The sequence below is a fragment of the Larsenimonas suaedae genome, from assembly GCF_023712105.1.
Lineage (GTDB): Bacteria > Pseudomonadota > Gammaproteobacteria > Pseudomonadales > Halomonadaceae > Larsenimonas > Larsenimonas suaedae.
Genome location: NZ_JAMLJI010000006.1, coordinates 42084 through 55049, shown reverse-complemented (window position 1 = coordinate 55049; position 12966 = coordinate 42084). Strand labels below are relative to the sequence as shown.

At 51.9% G+C, this 12966-nt stretch carries 19 protein-coding genes; 12 read left to right on the top strand and 7 right to left on the bottom strand.

Features of this window, described 5'->3' with window-relative positions; translation table 11 throughout:
- The 9 genes from NAT49_RS14860 (at position 1) to NAT49_RS14820 (ending at position 6784) form a co-directional block, all read left to right on the top strand.
- Positions 1-405 (top strand): hypothetical protein, encoded by a 405-nt coding sequence (locus tag NAT49_RS14860; protein WP_251595619.1) that lies wholly within the window; start codon positions 1-3, stop codon positions 403-405.
- Between the two features lie 85 nt (positions 406-490).
- Positions 491-1441, top strand: a complete 951-nt coding sequence (locus NAT49_RS14855) for a hypothetical protein (RefSeq protein ID WP_251595617.1) — start codon at positions 491-493, stop codon at positions 1439-1441.
- A gap of 4 nt (positions 1442-1445) precedes the next feature.
- On the top strand, positions 1446-3470 hold the full coding sequence (locus NAT49_RS14850; RefSeq protein ID WP_251595615.1) for a putative phage tail protein: 2025 nt from the start codon (positions 1446-1448) through the stop codon (positions 3468-3470).
- Between the two features lie 47 nt (positions 3471-3517).
- Positions 3518-3850 carry a hypothetical protein gene (locus NAT49_RS14845; protein ID WP_251595613.1) on the top strand — a complete coding sequence of 111 codons (333 nt, stop codon included), beginning with the start codon at positions 3518-3520 and terminating at the stop codon, positions 3848-3850.
- A gap of 86 nt (positions 3851-3936) precedes the next feature.
- Entirely contained in the window at positions 3937-4335 is a 399-nt protein-coding gene (locus tag NAT49_RS14840) for a hypothetical protein (RefSeq protein WP_251595611.1), read from the top strand.
- Positions 4336-4665: 330 nt separating this feature from the next.
- Entirely contained in the window at positions 4666-5427 is a 762-nt protein-coding gene (locus NAT49_RS14835) for a replication initiation protein (protein WP_251595609.1), read from the top strand.
- 165 nt (positions 5428-5592) lie between these two features.
- Positions 5593-6225: a ParA family protein gene (locus NAT49_RS14830; RefSeq protein WP_251595607.1), complete on the top strand. Its 633-nt coding sequence runs from the start codon at positions 5593-5595 to the stop codon at positions 6223-6225.
- Complete coding sequence (locus NAT49_RS14825; protein WP_251595605.1) at positions 6225-6503, top strand: hypothetical protein; 279 nt, start codon at positions 6225-6227, stop codon at positions 6501-6503. Before NAT49_RS14830 ends, NAT49_RS14825 begins: the two co-directional genes overlap by 1 nt.
- Before the next feature lie 8 nt (positions 6504-6511).
- Positions 6512-6784 carry a hypothetical protein gene (locus NAT49_RS14820; RefSeq protein WP_251595603.1) on the top strand — a complete coding sequence of 91 codons (273 nt, stop codon included), beginning with the start codon at positions 6512-6514 and terminating at the stop codon, positions 6782-6784.
- Between the two features lie 60 nt (positions 6785-6844).
- Here the strand turns inward: NAT49_RS14820 and NAT49_RS14815 are convergent, their stop codons facing one another.
- Positions 6845-7672 carry a hypothetical protein gene (locus NAT49_RS14815; RefSeq protein WP_251595601.1) on the bottom strand — a complete coding sequence of 276 codons (828 nt, stop codon included), beginning with the start codon at positions 7670-7672 and terminating at the stop codon, positions 6845-6847.
- Positions 7673-7938: 266 nt separating this feature from the next.
- Between NAT49_RS14815 and NAT49_RS14810 the strand changes: the two genes are divergently transcribed.
- Complete coding sequence (locus NAT49_RS14810) at positions 7939-9018, top strand: helix-hairpin-helix domain-containing protein (protein ID WP_251595600.1); 1080 nt, start codon at positions 7939-7941, stop codon at positions 9016-9018.
- 66 nt (positions 9019-9084) lie between these two features.
- A complete protein-coding gene (locus tag NAT49_RS14805; protein WP_251595598.1) occupies positions 9085-9531 on the top strand; it encodes a hypothetical protein in 447 nt (148 codons plus the stop codon).
- 202 nt (positions 9532-9733) lie between these two features.
- Here NAT49_RS14805 and NAT49_RS14800 read toward each other — a convergent pair whose 3' ends face one another.
- A complete protein-coding gene (locus NAT49_RS14800; protein WP_251595596.1) occupies positions 9734-10153 on the bottom strand; it encodes a hypothetical protein in 420 nt (139 codons plus the stop codon).
- Positions 10154-10445: 292 nt separating this feature from the next.
- On the opposite strand from NAT49_RS14800, the gene NAT49_RS14795 reads away from it, so the two are divergent.
- The gene (locus NAT49_RS14795) at positions 10446-10709 is read left to right on the top strand and encodes a hypothetical protein (RefSeq protein ID WP_251595594.1); all 264 of its coding nucleotides are present in this window, start codon (positions 10446-10448) and stop codon (positions 10707-10709) included.
- A gap of 1 nt (position 10710) precedes the next feature.
- Here the strand turns inward: NAT49_RS14795 and NAT49_RS14790 are convergent, their stop codons facing one another.
- The 5 genes from NAT49_RS14790 to NAT49_RS14770 all read right to left on the bottom strand — a co-directional run bounded on the left by NAT49_RS14790 (position 10711) and on the right by NAT49_RS14770 (position 12953).
- On the bottom strand, positions 10711-11178 hold the full coding sequence (locus NAT49_RS14790; protein WP_251595592.1) for a hypothetical protein: 468 nt from the start codon (positions 11176-11178) through the stop codon (positions 10711-10713).
- 392 nt (positions 11179-11570) lie between these two features.
- Positions 11571-11717 (bottom strand): hypothetical protein, encoded by a 147-nt coding sequence (locus tag NAT49_RS14785; RefSeq protein ID WP_251595590.1) that lies wholly within the window; start codon positions 11715-11717, stop codon positions 11571-11573.
- A complete protein-coding gene (locus NAT49_RS14780; protein WP_251595588.1) occupies positions 11707-12132 on the bottom strand; it encodes a hypothetical protein in 426 nt (141 codons plus the stop codon). The genes NAT49_RS14785 and NAT49_RS14780 overlap by 11 nt, the downstream gene beginning before the upstream one ends.
- A 156-nt stretch (positions 12133-12288) precedes the next feature.
- Positions 12289-12618: a phage holin family protein gene (locus tag NAT49_RS14775; protein ID WP_251595586.1), complete on the bottom strand. Its 330-nt coding sequence runs from the start codon at positions 12616-12618 to the stop codon at positions 12289-12291.
- Positions 12619-12728: 110 nt separating this feature from the next.
- Positions 12729-12953 (bottom strand): hypothetical protein, encoded by a 225-nt coding sequence (locus NAT49_RS14770; protein ID WP_251595584.1) that lies wholly within the window; start codon positions 12951-12953, stop codon positions 12729-12731.
- Positions 12954-12966 lie beyond the last annotated feature (13 nt).

Below are 12966 nucleotides of genomic sequence, written 5' to 3'. Positions count from 1 at the left end.
ATGGATGCACTCATCATCGCCGATATGGACGGGGCCCAGGCGCAGTACATTCTGGAGGTGGATCAGCTGGCCGAACGGCATCGCCTGCTGTTCGTCACAGACGGAAGTGGTCAGGCCCTGGCGTATCAGGAAAAGTACGCCGAAGCGGTCGAGTACAACGCAGGTCATGATGGCCCGTTCCCGCACCTTAACGCCGAAGCCGAGGCCCGGGAGCTCTCTGTTGAGGCACTGGTTTCTGAAGTGGTTGCGATGCGCACGGCCTGGCGGAGTGTTTCCGCTCAGATCGAAGCCGCTCGAGCACGGGCCAAGAAACGGATCCGATCGACGCAAGACACCGAAGATTGGACGCTTGCCGTACAGGCATTTAAGACTGAATTACCCGCTTTAAAGAAAGATGCCCCATAGGGGCATTTTTCTCAGATGGATTGATTTTGCTCCCCTACCATGGCCGCGCCTGACCCCACTTCAAGGGGCATAAAAGGAGGCGCGTATGACTACTAACGTAACGTTTCAACTTATCACCCCGGACGGGAAACCGTTCTCGAACGCCTCTGTCGCGATTCAGCTGACAGGCTCTGGTTTTGCCAGCGAGAAGGATGGCGTGGTCGTTCCCACCTCGGTCGATGCAACGACTGATGAGAATGGTCATGGCTCGGTAGATCTCTACCCGGTCGAGCAGTACGACTACGTGCTGACCGCAACCGACGCAGAGTCCGGCGTATCCATTCGCCACGAGTTCTACGTCCCTGACAGCGATGAGCCGGTTCACCTGGCTGACCTGATCATGACCCCGGAACCGTCGAACACGTCCTATGACGAAGCCGCAATTCAGAAGATCACCCAGCACAAGATCGACGCTCAGCACGCTCGCGATGACGCCCTGAACTACAGCGGCAGTGCCGGTACGTCTGCTACAGCAGCGGCTGACAGCGCCATGGCGGCGTCAAACAGTGCCCTGACGGCAACCAATGCCATCTCCGGTCTGACCACGCTGCGTGAGACCACCAGCAAGGCAGCGGTCGATTCTCAGGTGTCTGCGGCCAATGCCGCCAACAGTGCGAGCAACGCCAAGAGCAGCGAAACCAATGCGGCTGCGGCTCAGATCGCCTCGGCATCCAGTGCAGCTGCGGCAGCCACCTCAGCAGAGTCGGCCAACCAGCGGGCCTCTGAGATCTCCGAAAAGCTGTCCATGGCAGATCAGCGCGTAGTTGATGCCTCTGACTCAGCCGCCAGTGCGGCCGACTCAGCCAAGGCTGCCTCCAACAGCGCCATGGTCGCCGCGGCAAACGCCGATCGCATCGAGGAAGCCATCCAGGCCGCCGGTGATTCCTCTGCCTCAGATGCTCAGCTGACTGCTGATGTTTCCGAGGGCATCGATGCCATGACGGCAGCCTTTAACGCGAGCGCCGACGCACTCAACATTTCAACAACTGCGGAGTAAGCCTATGGGAATCCCTGCAAAGTTCACGACTCTGGCTACGGCCATCAAAAACGTCATGGGCGAGATCACCACTCGCTTGATCAAGACCGAGAAGGGCCTTGAAACCATCACCACGGGTGAGTATCCGGTACGTGTTGCCTCGGTCGAGGATCTACGTGCACGTACTCCGAAGATCGCCGGTGAGCGGGTAGAGACGTCCTACCACACCTATGAAGGGTACGGTGGTGGTATCTACCGTCACATGCCTTCTGACACCACCAGTGAAGACAACGGTGGCGATACGATCGTCACGGCCGGCGGTGCACGCTACAAGCGTGAGTGGGCAAACCTGGATGAGCGCGACAACGTCATCATGTGGGGCGCGGATCCGACGGGCGGCAAGGACACTTCAGCCATCCTGCAAACCATGGTCGATAACGACGTCATGGAGCTGCACTTCCCGAACGGTCGCTTCATGGTCGACGCTCAGGTTGATCTGAAACAAATTGGCCTCTCTGGCAACAAGTTTGCGTACTGGGGTCATGACAAGAATGTGGCTGCCGTTTTCGCCGGGCCAAACCTTTCTCATGATGATTCCCGTGATGACTTCTCGACCGGCAATTTCGAGGAACCGGAAAACGCCGAAACTTTCGGATTTCATTCCTCTGGTTTCATGTTCCGCGACGTTCACTACGCGCGTTACCTGAGCTTCGTAGGCAACGGTCGAAAGTCTACCGACGCCTGTGGTCTGCGCGCCTACGGCTATGTGAATCACTTCGAACACTGCATGTTTCACGGCTTCTATGTCGCAATTGGCCAGCTGAACTGCGACAGCCGTGTCCACCGCTGTGCGTTCACTTCGCTGATGTACTGCGCGGTGTCCTCTGGCGATTCCATTACCACCGTGACGATCAATCAGTGTGAGCACCAGTCTTGCGAGAAAGGATACTGGTTTACCGGCGAAGTGACCGGTTCCGGCTTCATCGACAACATCTGGGAAGAGTGTGGGGCACCGTTCGTATCATGCCGTTCTTCTGGCAGTAACCGCCGTGAAGGCAACTGGTTCGAGAAACGGGGTGGAACAGACGAGAACGGCAATCCGATTCCGCAGTTTGAAGTGCGCATGAACCAAGCGTCTCAGTCTGAGTTCTCTGCCGGTAACTCGACTCGCTACAACTCAGCGGATTTGAACACCGTAACGAAAGACGATGACGAAGGGCATGACGGCAAGTTGGGCGGTGTATCGGTAGACGCCGGCTTCGTGCAGGTGGCTACTTCTACGGGTCAGCGTACAAACCTGCATGCGCGATCCCTCGACTTTGTGCCTGATGCTTGGTCTGAGGCACGCGCGTTCAAACTGACCACCCGGGGCAACGAGAACGGTTGGAGCTCCTTGTACTTGCAGCCCAACGGCAGCCTGTACGTGAACCCCTACTACGGTGGCGTCTACCTATCAAAGGTGGATCGACATACGTTGAGCCCTGCCGGTTTACACTGGCCCCGTGAAACGGTCAAGGATGGTGAGATCGGTGCATGGTCTGCATTTGAGCCTGCTGGTTACGGTGCCATGCGTCACAAGGTTCCCTACCGATACACCAATCCAAATGCCACCGAAGATGCTGATGGCAACGTCATTGATGTCGAAACGGGGGAAGCAGCGGAACGTTATAAAGAAGGCAGTTATACGGCCAACATGCCAATCGGGGTGCGTTGGGAAGGGACGTTCGAGAAGGGTAAACCGACCGGGAAGGTCGCATTTTTCGATGAGTCGACCTCTGGCAATGATAGCAACGGTAACCCCTACGTTACGCTCTGGAGCACGCACTACCAGATTTCGGATCCGTTCATCATCGGTGTGCGCTGTTCAAACCCGGACATCGAGTTTGAACGTTGGTCGCCCTCTTCTTCTTACTCTGGCAGTTGGGGTGCCTACAAGATCTGTAAGGGCTTCTATATGTTCTTCCGTGATAAGGCCACTAAAGAACCCTGCTTGCCGACCCGTGACAATGCGGATGACACGTTCGAGTTCATTTTCATGAACGGCTCGTGATTGATCTGGCTTAATCACCCTGTTTCTCATTACCAAGGAATTTGCATATGGCTCTTAAAAACACGTTTCAAATTACTCGTCCTGGTTTCTCTGGTGCACTGCGCAAGGAGAACACCTACGTCCTGGTGACATCCGTTGAAGGCCGTGACGTCATTCGCGTGAAGTACGCCTACAAGGACATCGACACCAATGAGCTGCTGGACGAACGCACGACTCGGTTCAAGCCACAGCTCGATGGCACGAACTACATCAAGCAGGCGTACAACCATCTGAAGTCGCTGGATGAGTTCAAGGATGCGACGGACTATGACTTGCCGAAGCCCGAAGTTCAGGTGCCTCTGACACCTGAGCAAGAGCAGGCAGAAGCCGACGGCATCTAAGCCAAGGTACTCGAAGAGCCCCCGCTTAATGCGGGGGTTTTTATTGCAATACTTAAATAATGACGCATTGAAATAAGGAGTAGATCATGGGGTTATGGAGCTCTTTGTTTGGCAGTGACAACGTAATCAAGAAAGCGGCAGACGGGATCTACAACGGGGTCGATAAAGCGATCTTCACCGACGAAGAGAAGGCCACTCGATTCATGTCGCTCCTGAAGTTGTATGAGCCGTTTAAACTGGCTCAGCGCCTTTTGGCACTGTCGGTAACACTTCCGTATGTGGTCGTATGGCTCCTGTGCGCCTGTATGCTGGTTTTTTCTGGTTTTGTTGAGCCAGGGTATGGGGAACAGGTTTCAGAGGCTGCACGGGCCCTTGGCGAGCTGAATAACGATACGTTGGCCAGGCCGGTAACGTTGGTGCTCAGTTTTTATTTTGCCGGTGGGGTGCTTGAAGGCGTGGTATCCAAGATCCGAACGAAGCCGTGATTTCCCGAAAGGGGACATTTAAGTGGGACAAATACGTGGGAGAGCTTTTTCACTCGAAATGGGTCTCTCCGTTTTTAATTTTCTTTTTCTTGTTTTTAAACCTTGTTTTTAGGGCGTGTGGACAGAACGCTGTAACCCGCATGGTTGAGCCTCTCGTTAAGGGTCAAAATTTTCCGAAAACGGACATCTGGGTGGGCGCGGGGGGACAAATAGGTGGGATAATGGGACAAATACGTGGGCGAAAGGGGACATTTGAGTGGGGGTATCCACAGCCCTAGATTGCACCTGATTCTGCCTTGTTGCATATTCGAGCGCTGATCTGGAGGCACGATGTCGGAAGAACCCAAGCCGAGTGAACAAACACCCCTGCTGGCAAAGTACAAGGGTACTCCTCGAGTCTCGATGAGTAATGCCCTGGCACGCTCTGCGCATGACCTCTCGCTGCACGAGAAACGCCTTGTGGCGCTGTGTATCTCAAAGATGGACAGCCGCAAGACCTGGACGCCCGAGCGCCTGGTGATCCGCATTACCGTTCCCGAGTACCGCGAAACCTTTGACATCGACCACGACAAGCACGTCTACCGTGACCTCAAGGAAGCCGCCGAACGACTCGAGACACGCCGCATACGCTTCGCTGAGGCCGGCAAGAAGGGTGAGCGCCTGCACAGCATTGCCTGGGTCGGCCGCGCCACGTATGCCCAGGGTGAGGGCTGGGTGGAGCTGGCGTTTTGGCACGAGCTTGCACCGCACCTGTTCAAGCTCCGACAGCAATTCACCACCTACCATCTCAAGCAGGCATCCGCCTTGCGTTCAGTCTACAGCTGGCGATTGCTCGAGCTGCTGATGCAGTTCCGGGACAAGCAGGCATTGCTCATCACGCTGGAAGATCTACACCACGCGCTTGATGTACCCGATAGCCTTCGCAAGTCGTTCAAGGATCTCCGCCGGCGAGTTCTGGAACCAGCGACCAAGGAACTCAAGGACAAGGAAAACCTGACTGTTGAATTTACCCCTCGAAAGACCGGTCGGCGCATCACCTCATTAAAATTCGATTTCGGCTATGAGCAGCAGACGGTGCTTGATCTGGAGTGACCTGTAGCCGAGTGCTCCCACCTAAATGTCCACCTTTAACACTCGGGCATCCTGTAACCGATAGGCCGTGCCGTTGACTTGAGCGCGTAAACCGCACACGATTCCGACCATTGCAATAGTGAAATAACGCAATAGCTCATTATTTAAAAGGGGGACGAATCAGCCATGCGCTACGCAGTGGTGTATCTCAAGGGCGGTGTGGGCAAGACCACGCTCGCAACCCATCTGGCGGCGCATTTTGCGCGGTCGGCCCCTTCCCTGCTCATCGACGCAGACCCTCAGGAAAGCAGTGCTACCTGGGCCGCATGGCGCCAGGAACACGAAGCCCTTCCCAAGCCCACGACCGTTCGACTCCGAGGCAAGGCCGTCTTCGATGAAGGCCGCTCACTGGCCGAGAACTACCAGAACACCGTGATCGATGCAGGTGGCCATGATGGCGCCGGCCTGCGTAACGCTCTGCTGGCTGCAGATCGTGTCGTGGTGCCCATGGGTATTTCTGGTTTCGACGGAGCCGTCTTTGACGACTTCATGGATCTGTTCAACACCGCCCAGGATTTCAACCAGGGGCTCGAGATGCGTGTGGTGGTCAACCGGATCAACCCGCAGAGCTCAGATCGGGAGCTTCGTGAGTTTCTGGGGGAACGCAACGTGCATGTCATGGAGCGCGTGGTTCATGAACGCAGGGTCTTTCAGCATGCGATCGGAGATGGTCTGACGATCGAAGAATACAAGCCGCGCAATGGCTCAGCGATCCATGAGATGGGTCAGTTGTATCGAGAAATTACGGAGTGGAAGTGATGAAGAACAAGCCCAGGTTCGAGTTTGAAGAAAAGGATGTGAACGCTTGGCGCGGCGAAGATCCAGAAGCCGAAAAGGCCAAGAAGGTCGAGGCCAGTACCTACGATGCAAAGGACACCCGAATCACCAAGACCGTGCGTATGCGCATGCGTTACGGCGAGTTCCTGCGTGACCAGGCTCATGCCCGTACTGTCGAGAAGGGCAGCAAGGTTTCCGAAGCGGATGTGCTGGACGAGATCATGCAGGAATACATCGTGAATCATAAGCTCCACGCGTAAGGGTATTCATGACTCAGGACGCCACTCAGCTTGAGCGCACAATCCTCGAATGCGCTGAGCAGAACGCCATCACTATCGAACGATTCATTGAAAACGGAGACGCCTTGGTCTCGGCCGATTTCATGCGTGCAGTGCACGAGCTCAATGCGCTGACTCAGCTGGGTTTGTTCAAGGACAACGGCATGTCTGAAGAGGCCATGGGCACGCTCGGTGAAATCGACAAGCGTGCACGCATGATGATGCGGGACATGGTCACTCCTGGTGGGAATGACTCGGAATAAAAGGGCTGGTTAAACATAAAATAGATCCCTATCAATTTGATAGGGATCTATTGCAAATATTTAGGGCCAGTCAATATATTGACTTTGTTCAGTATCAAAAATATGAGACCTGAACTCGATCATTGGCCAACTATGATTAAGTTCTAATTTCTTTTTTAAAGGTTTGCTTACATTGTTTTCGAGGTCATTCATATCTATATAGTAACCGACTACTAATCCATCTGATGTCTCTCGAGCATGTATTTCTAGGTCAGATAGTTCTTGGGCTTCTTCTAAAGTAATGCCTAATTCTTCAGCAATAATTTCTTCTATTCTTGATGAATCTCCGTATTCATCAAAGTATTCTTGCTGTTTCCAGTCAATTTCTTGGTCTGACTCAGCATTTTTAATATCCAGAGGTTCATCATCGAATGTCCAAACACCGTCTGTGAATATTAAAAGCAAGCTTGCAGAGGTTACATGCAGTTTAGTTGCGGAAAATACCTTGTCGGGTATAGGCTCCCCCGTGTAATCGAAAGAAATTTCTAATATAACGAGGCCAAACCTACCTCCGAAAGAAAAATCATGAACTGTAAGCCCATCAATAAAAAAACCGGAAGCATTCGTTGAAGCTATGAATTCAGATAATTGATCTTCGACAAGTATTTCAAGTTCAGCCAATAAATGGTCGTTTTCTTCCAGTACTTGGGTGAGATCAGATATACCGAATGCCGCTTTGAGGAGTCGTGGATCTTTCTGATTGCTCTCGTTTACTGTTTGTAGCTCATGAAAATCATTGAAGTCATTGCACATAGCTATCTTTTCTAAAGCTTTGCTATGTTTTACTTTTTCATTTTTGACTTTTTTGGCGTGAGATTTGATGAGGTCGAGCGGGGTGAAGGTAGTCATACAGAATTTGCTCCGTTAGACGACGCTTATTTGATTGTACTCAGTTGCCTGCTTACCGAACACAAAAAAGCGTCTAGGACACAAATTCGATATCGACTTTAGTTTAAGATGGGTTTTTACTTTGGCTTTGCAGGCGCCTGGCGTCCATCTATCACCATAATTCCCTATTTACGCTAGACGAAAAGGCGATTCTTTTCAAGGGCAAAAATTTTATTCTTTCACTGCCGTGTACTTCTAATGCAAGGGTATTTCCACGCAATATGTTCATGCTATTGACGACTGAAAGTAAGAGCTGCGCTGCTGCTCTCACAATTTGGATTGCAACACTTGGGTTCATTGGCTCAGCCCAGGCCGACATGACGGTCGGCTCATGGAATTTGAAGCATCTAGGCTGGAACAACGGCAAGAACATTGGTCATGTCGCTGAGATTGCCCAAGGTGCGGATCTCTGGGCATTGCAGGAGGTTATGAGCGCTGATGCTGTCACAGAGCTCGAGCACGCACTTGAAGATCGAACGGGCGAGTCATGGTCGTCGATGACATCCCATGAAGTCGGGCGCAGCTCATATCGTGAAAGCTATGCATATCTCTGGCGTGATAGTGCAGTCGAGTACACGAAAGGCGCCGTAGTGTATCTGGATCCGGGCGACTTGTTTGCGCGCGAGCCCTACCTTGCCGAGTTCCGTGACAAAGACGATGGCAACAAGATTGCGATGGCCACGGTACACATCATCTATGGCGACAGCCGCTCAGACCGTACTCCCGAAATCCGCGAGCTCGCATCAATCTGGGACTGGATGCGGGAAGTCTATCCAGACACGCCGCGTGTCATCGCGGGCGACTACAACCTCCCACCCGACAGCCCAGCCTGGCAGCCGCTTCACGACCAGGGCGCAGAGCCTGCGATCAAGTATAGCGCTACGACCCTTGGTAAAGCCGACGGCACATACGCGAATCTGTACGACAACCTCTGGTTCGATCCAGAAGCGCTTAACGTCACCGGCAGCGCAATCGTGCAGTATCCCGACCTACTCGGCATTTCGCACGAAGAAGGTCGCAGCACGGTGTCGGATCATGCCCCTATCTATATGACGACCGGGGATGCTGAACCCGGATTTGCTTCGGCAAATGTTCAGGTGGCTCAGGCCAATGGATCAAGCTGCATCGATTTGAATACCGGATCTGTAAGCGAGCTGGATGAGCTGCCAAATGTTGGGTCAGCACGCGCACAGGACATCATTGATGGGCGTCCTTGGCGCTCGATCAGTGAGCTCACACGGATTAACGGGATCGGCAAGTCACGTATGGGCGAGATCCGCGACAGCGGACAGGTATGCAAACTTTAGGGAATGTCTTGAGTTAGGTTAGATACAGTTTTTTTAAAGAAGAAGATTGGAGTTAGTGTTCTTAATATGAAAAAAATTTATTTAGTCATTTTTTCACTATTGTTTTGTTCTGCGATCTTAGCAGGTTCTGTCATGTATGGGCCTCGTGTTGACGTAACTCTTGATAGAAATAGCTTTGCAAAACAATGCCCACCCTCATTCCCCATAGCAACCCGAGTGAGAAATTACAGTTTTAAAACTATCAAATCTATAGATTTTAATCTCGAGTTGTTTGAAGGGAATAACACGAGAAATCTTCTTCGTGTTCCTAGAGCAGGAATAATGCATTTGATCAAACCATTTGATACAAAGGTTTTCTGCTTAATTGATGGTGACATCAAGAATAAAATAAGTGGTAAAGCTAGTGGTGGTGATTCCTTAAAAAAAGCTATCTCAGACGTAAACTCTCTTCATGATTTTGTAGAAAAACATTCAATCTACGTAAGTAATATTAGATACGAATATTTGGAATAATTTTATTATGGCCTGGAATGTAAACGACATGTGATTGTTTAAGAATTAGGCAATAGGAGATCTGAAGGCTAAACTGAATTTGCCAGATAACTCCCTGACAGCACGGGGGTAAGATCACCTGATCGGAGATTGCGTCTAAGGCATATCAGGCTCTTACTGCGGGTGTTATGTGCCACCGCCCGCTGGGCTCCATGGAACCTGACTAGGCCACGTCCTTGATATGGTCGGATCGACGAGCGCGACGGTATTCGCAGCGCTCGGCAATCAAATGATTGGGGTTGATTCCGTCTCGCGCTTCCCGGAGCTTTTCGTTGATCAGCGGGGTCAACTCCTCGAGCAACGACGGCTGCCATACAGTGAACTCAACGATCTCACGCTTGATCTCGCCGGTATCATCCAGCCCTGTGGCAATGCAGGTGATGTGCCAGGGCAGGGCCGTGCTCAGCATCCAGTTGTGTACCCATAGCGCCTCTTGCGCCCACATAATCTGCTTGGAATAGACAGGCACCTTTTGGGCGAAGGGCTCGCCTTTAAACCGCTCGAACACCATGGTCAGATGATAGGAAAGACGATCACTCTTGCGCTGGCGAGTGGCACCGGACTGTTTGTATTTTGGTTTCATCGGGCATGCTCCTGTAGCAGGATAAGTTTGTCGCTGCGGCCGGCGTGCCAGGCCATTCTCATGCCGAGCCCGCCAAACGGGGATTCCTCAAGGGACGGGTTCGCGAAGCCATCGGCATACGCGTTTGTCCACTCGATCCCGAGGTCTTTGGTAAGGCGCCTTCGCTCAACAAGCGGCAGCTGTACATCAATGATTGGGGGGCTCTTTGGCATGATATATACCGTTATTTTCAGGGGATGAATCATCCAAAGAAGGTGCAGGATGCACCCTGCCATTCACTATGGGGCAGCCCATGAAACAGCGACTCAAGAGCCAGGCGGAACGCTGGCGAGATGAAGCCATGCTTGTGATGGACTACAAGATGGCACTGATCGGGTATCGGTTGATCGAGCAGATGGAGCTGGATCTGAAGCACCATGACCATCGGCTGGCCGACATCATGGGCACTTCCTGGTTCGAGGTGATGTTGCGTTATGGCAGCAGAAAAGGGGAGAAGGCGGGTAGGCAGTGGAAGTACATGATCGAGACTCGAAGCTACCCACCCAGAAACATTTAATTTATCGGGGACAATGCGGCTTAAAAATAGTGGATACGCCAATGAGGTTGTTATAGGCGTCATACACTTTGTATTTAACTCGTCCCTTTTGATAAAGGAATGTCTTTATTTTCTTGTTGGCTTTGTACTGACAAATGCCATAAGTAATATGGCCGGAAAGAAAAGTATCTATTTTCTTCTGGGTAACTTGGTGCCCCCATATACGAAGAATAAGCGCACTTTTCGTTTCTTTCATTTTTCCTGAAAACTCCAGGAAATCATCTTTCGATGCTACCCGATCTATAAATATATCGGGATCATATTGCTTTGGATTTTTCCGCTTCATTTCTTGAGATAACCGATCTGCGACGGAACACAGGTCACGGCCATAGTAATTGGCATAGCGACAATTCGGTTTTGTGATGGCGAAGACGTAAATGGTGGTGCACCAGAGGGTGGCTGCGACTAAAGCAGCGGCGAACTTGAACACGTGAGGCTGGCCTAACAGGTCTGAATTTTAAGTAAGCGCGCTAATTTAGCACGCTTAGTTTTCTTTACAAGATGTTTCAAAGAGATCGTGTCTCGAGGTTATCCACACAAAAATAATCTAATTTAACATAATGATGATTATGCGAACTGAGCTAAGGGGTGCTGTGGATTTTTCGGAAGAGAATTTTTTAAGGGAAATCGGCGACCGGAGGCGGTCTGAACAACAAGGGGAGGTCGCGGGAACTGATGGCGTTGACCGGCTGAATCAGCGCCCGCTGAACAGTAACGGTACAGTGCCAGTCATAGATCGTCAATCTATGGCGGCTGCTCCCTGAATCAGAAAAGCCCCGGCATGGCCGAGGCTTTAAAGAATGGGGGTATGCAATAGATCGCTTAACGCTTGTCCCGATCGATTCCGAACTCACGGTCGAGTGCCTTGAACCATTTCATGTGGGGCGCGATGTACGCCACAAAGATCCAGGTGAGCATAACGACGATTACGGGACTCATAAAGAGTAGCGTGATTGGCTCAGTCAGCATCGTCTTCTTCCTTGCCACGCCTAAATCGCGTAGCTCTGTAATTATCAGCTTCTACCTTGGCATTCAGTATAAGCCCTGGAACCATCACAAACAAACCAAGGGCCATGCCCGAGCAGGCGCTGGTAAGCGTATAGCTCTCGGTATGGGCGATGAAGTAGCCCAGAAACGACAGCACCATGGCGGTGCCACCCAGGGTCTGAAAGATCAACGCCACGTTCTTGGCCAGGTGATATGCCCTGGGCGAGTGGCGCTCACTGAAGCCTGCACGACGTACCATCCATATCGACGCCATTACCCGGTTCATGAATCCTTCTGGTTTGAAGCTCTGTTGATACGCACGCAGATCCGGGATCTCATCCTCGAGCTTTTTAAATTCTGTGGGGGATTCGCCAGGATTTTTGCCAGAATTGCTCATTTCGGCCTGCCTTGATGTTCGTGGTTTCGATCAATAGGTGCATTATCTCCTAAATCAGTCCAAAACCAGACCCCGCTTGCGCGGTTTGAGTGAGGTCAGAGTACACACATAAAAAAGGCACCCGAAGGTGCCAAGGGCTTCTCAAGGAACAGAGAATCAGGGGCGGTCTCTCGCTTTCAAAAGACCGTATTTTCGATACAGCATGGTCTCCAGAGCCTGGAGCGAGCGTCCACCGATATGCGCTGACAAGGCGATGGCCACCGGCAGTGTCATCCAGCCAGGCAGATGCTTGGCAATGCTGAAATAGCTGTCGTACATGAGGTAGCCGCACAGGACGGCTGCCAGGAACTCGCTGATGATCCAGAGTACGTTGGCATCATGGCCACGCACGATGCGCTGCATGATGGAGACAACGCCGCTGACGACGCTGATGATGAAAGCCCCAAGCATTCCTTGGAAGTCCGGGGGCATGTCTTTAAAGGGCATGGGCACCCCTCCTCAAAGAAAAAGCCGGCATTGGCCGGCTTGATTTTAAAGATGGGGTGGTTTACATGCTGAAATAATTCAGTGTTTAAGTAATGAAATAATGCAATAGATCAAATAAGCGCGCGTCCATGGGTCTGAAGGTTTGAACGCACCAGGCGATCCAGGCGCTGAGCGTAGTGCTCGGCTTCTGATCGATCCTCTGTAACGCGGCGTCCTGGCAGTACCCAGGCGGTCTTGCGGCCTTCGACAGGGTCTTGAGCCCGAACTGAGCCAAAGCCCACGATGATGTCGTTATCGTTTTCAGTGAATTTGAAGTTGCTCTGATCTACTGACATAGATAAGACGCTC